8 protein-coding genes and 1 tRNA gene are annotated in these 3038 nt (G+C 42.3%); all 9 read left to right on the top strand.

The window, feature by feature from the left end; translation table 11 throughout:
- Window positions 1–205, top strand: a 205-nt coding sequence (locus tag PHO71_RS17025) for a hypothetical protein (protein WP_300205607.1), incomplete at its 5' end; no start/stop codon positions are given.
- Complete coding sequence (locus tag PHO71_RS17020; RefSeq protein ID WP_300205605.1) at window positions 168–392, top strand: hypothetical protein; 225 nt, start codon at window positions 168–170, stop codon at window positions 390–392. The genes PHO71_RS17025 and PHO71_RS17020, both read left to right, overlap by 38 nt.
- On the top strand, window positions 386–1102 hold the full coding sequence (locus PHO71_RS17015; RefSeq protein ID WP_300205603.1) for a hypothetical protein: 717 nt from the start codon (window positions 386–388) through the stop codon (window positions 1100–1102). Before PHO71_RS17020 ends, PHO71_RS17015 begins: the two co-directional genes overlap by 7 nt.
- Window positions 1103–1257: 155 nt before the next feature.
- Window positions 1258–1476: a hypothetical protein gene (locus PHO71_RS17010; RefSeq protein WP_300205601.1), complete on the top strand. Its 219-nt coding sequence runs from the start codon at window positions 1258–1260 to the stop codon at window positions 1474–1476.
- A 73-nt stretch (window positions 1477–1549) separates the two neighbouring features.
- Complete coding sequence (locus PHO71_RS17005) at window positions 1550–1819, top strand: hypothetical protein (RefSeq protein ID WP_300205599.1); 270 nt, start codon at window positions 1550–1552, stop codon at window positions 1817–1819.
- Window positions 1800–1979 carry a hypothetical protein gene (locus tag PHO71_RS17000; RefSeq protein WP_300205597.1) on the top strand — a complete coding sequence of 60 codons (180 nt, stop codon included), beginning with the start codon at window positions 1800–1802 and terminating at the stop codon, window positions 1977–1979. The genes PHO71_RS17005 and PHO71_RS17000 overlap by 20 nt, the downstream gene beginning before the upstream one ends.
- 50 nt (window positions 1980–2029) lie before the next feature.
- On the top strand, window positions 2030–2296 hold the full coding sequence (locus PHO71_RS16995) for a hypothetical protein (protein WP_300205595.1): 267 nt from the start codon (window positions 2030–2032) through the stop codon (window positions 2294–2296).
- A 12-nt stretch (window positions 2297–2308) separates the two neighbouring features.
- Window positions 2309–2379: transfer RNA gene (locus PHO71_RS16990), tRNA-Gly, on the top strand.
- A gap of 311 nt (window positions 2380–2690) precedes the next feature.
- On the top strand, window positions 2691–3038 hold a 348-nt coding region (locus PHO71_RS16985; RefSeq protein WP_300205593.1), incomplete at its 3' end, for a hypothetical protein.

Here is a 3038-nt window from a genome sequence, read left to right as displayed (position 1 = left end):
TGCCGAATTTCCAGATGAATTCTGGCATGAGCGTATGGAATTTAAACGCAGAAAAGATGCCATAGAAACATGGGTGCGTGATGAAACAATTGCATGCCTCAATGAAGCAGGCTTCGTAGATCCGTTTCCGGTGATGTTCCATGAAGATCAAAGCCAAGCCGACTATCATGTACGGTACAAAACTGTCGATAGTCCGCCAACTTGATGGTGATAATGCAGAATCAGTCGATTTTTGCACAATCGCAACATCAAAAGGTGTTAAGAACGAAGAATACTCAGCAATGAGTAAACTCATAGCAAAGATTGAAGATCCAAAAACAGCTTACGAAACAATTCTCACATTTTTGAAAACACGAAAATACGAAATTGTATGGAGTGAGTTACTATGTTAAGACAGATTTTCGCAATACTTGCAGTTGCACTTATCCTTTGTGCAACACCAGCCAGTGCCATCCGTTCAACTGTAGGATGCAATGTAGATTATTCTAAATCGCAGATCACCGCGTGTAATGCCACAGCTGAAGTGTATCTTGCAGATGACCCGACTGTAGCAGTTGTGTTCTCAATCTTCACCCCACATGGGCCGCAGCAGATTGAAAACATTACGCTCAACTTAAATAAGAAAGCCGCGCCAGATTTCAATGTACCAGTAAGACCTGATGGTAACTATTCAGTTGACCTCAATTGTTCTGATTTCAAGACAGGTGTATACAAAGGTTGGGTAACCGTCTATGATAATGGACATAATGGGCAGGCAGACAAAGAAGAGTTCACCTTCGAAGTTAAAGCCGGAAGTGCGAATGTTGATAACAACATAGACTTCGATATCCGTGGTGGAACGCCGCACGCAAAGCCCGGAACTGAGCTTCAGATAATCCAGCGTATAACCAATAATGGTTCTGCAGATATAACTCTTACACCAACGAACCTGACAGCAAGTGATATAACTGGATCGCCAGTGGACACGGGTGACTGGAACTGTTCCTTTCAGACCATACTTGTACCTGCTGGTGGGCATGTGGATGTTACTTTTGATTTTGTTGTTCCTTATGGAACGCCGGAAGGAGCACTCACGGTACTGATCGATTATGACAAGGTCTAAATGTGTGGTTTGTGGTGGCACTCAGTTTGAGTTGCCCCACATTTCCATCATACAAATTCCCGGTCATAAACACGCACACATAGCCACAAGAACAAAATGTATCAAATGTGATCACGCAGTCTATCAAATATACACAATAAAGAGGTTGATTTCATATGTCCGTTATAAGAAGAATTAAGAAAATTATCGCAAGCACACTTGTAGTAGCTACCCTTATCGTTGTAATGCCTATACTCGCCGCAATCCTGCTCGGCCTGGCCACACTTGTAGTCCTCATCGCCTACATCTTCGGAATCTACGGTGCGATTTTCGGAGACGATCTCGAGGAGTATGATTTCAGTTGCCTTTTCGGCGCAGATGAAGACGACGACTAAGAGTAAGACTTAAATACCTGTAATACCTATATAAGATTAGGGAGTAATTGCGATGGATTATTCTGAAACAGTAATGAGCTATGTCAGACACGGAAGAGAAGTGACAGCTGAATACTTCTTAACTGCGAAACCTCCTGAGAAATCACAATTCGTAGGCTGGCATTTCAAATTCTATAATAGACTTGTTGGTTTCATTACTAATCCATCCATTACTGAAGCAGATAAGATCACTGTAGTCACACACATGATGCCGTTTTTCGGCATCCAGTGTGAAACAGTACCAGATGCAATAGATATAATTGATTCGATTAATTTTATGCTCAATGTGCCGAGAGTGGTGTAATCAGGCAGCACGCGAAAATACGCCCGTTCAGTTGTTGGAAGTGCGAAAGCGCTTTTTGAATGAATGGGAGTTCTTCGATTGGGACGACGAGGTGGAGTTCAAATCTTCCTCTTGGCACTTGGAACTTAGTGACGTACGGTGTTACTTCGATGCCGTTTGACACAACACAAAAGCCACCGTACACCGTTTCTAAGTTCCCTCCACACACTTATGACATATAGAATAGATCGGTTCGATTCCGATCACGAGGGCTTTATGATAGAAACAAAAATAAAACCAATAATTGTTTACTACTCAATTGTAGATTGCGGTGATGGCTCAGCTTATCCAAGGTGGTTCTTAACTGAGGAAGCTGCAAATAATGATCAGGATGAAATGGATCCTGGTTGGGGCGAATGTTGTACCGGAATGGTAGAGACATACGAAGGATCTAACGTTCATAAAGAAGCTTTAAAAAATTCGGTAGAAGATGATTAACATCTTCTCATTGCGCATATAGTTTAGTGGGAGAACACGGGCCTTCCAAGCCTGAAACTTGGATTCGAATTCCAATATGCGCATTAGGTTGTCAATATCACACGGCGGTGTGACCTTGAGATGGGTATTGGCTGATATGATGACACTTAGACCTCGCATCGAGCTCAATCACCAGTATTTAAATAAAACTAGAGGGAATACATCTCTAAAAATTGACTGTACATTTCGCCATACGCGCCATCGACAGGTGTGGTAGCTGGGTCGCGCACAGCTATACGGTGCAAATCCGTAGTATGGCATTGAGATTGGTGACTGGTGGTGTTACTTCACCAGATTCTGACACTCTGATTACAATTACACCATCAAGTAATTCCAATCTCATCGAGGTTATAGCATGAACAAGAACATTGGAACTGAACTCTTTAGAGAAAAGTTCGAAGAAGTAGTTTCAGATCAGAGAGGAATACTCATATCTGAAATTCGTCGGGCCAAGTGGGCAGCTGAAGTTGATCCATTGCTAGCGGAAATTAATAAAGAACGCGACGCATTGAATGAACGAGAGAACAAGATCAGGGAAGAGTTTGAAGCCAGACTGAAAAGTCAGCTAGAGTATGAACCAAACATGGTAATACTTGATACACAGTCAGATCTTGTTCGGATGGCGTTCGACCACAAAGCACCAATAACTGATATCCTTAATCTAATGAACGGATATTTCGTATGGAATCCACTTCAAAAAGAG

Origin of the sequence: Bacteroides sp., from assembly GCF_028690125.1 — a bacterium.
GTDB lineage: Bacteria > Bacteroidota > Bacteroidia > Bacteroidales > Bacteroidaceae > Bacteroides.
The sequence above is the reverse complement of the archived record's forward strand: the minus strand, read 5'-3'. Positions and strand labels throughout refer to the sequence as shown.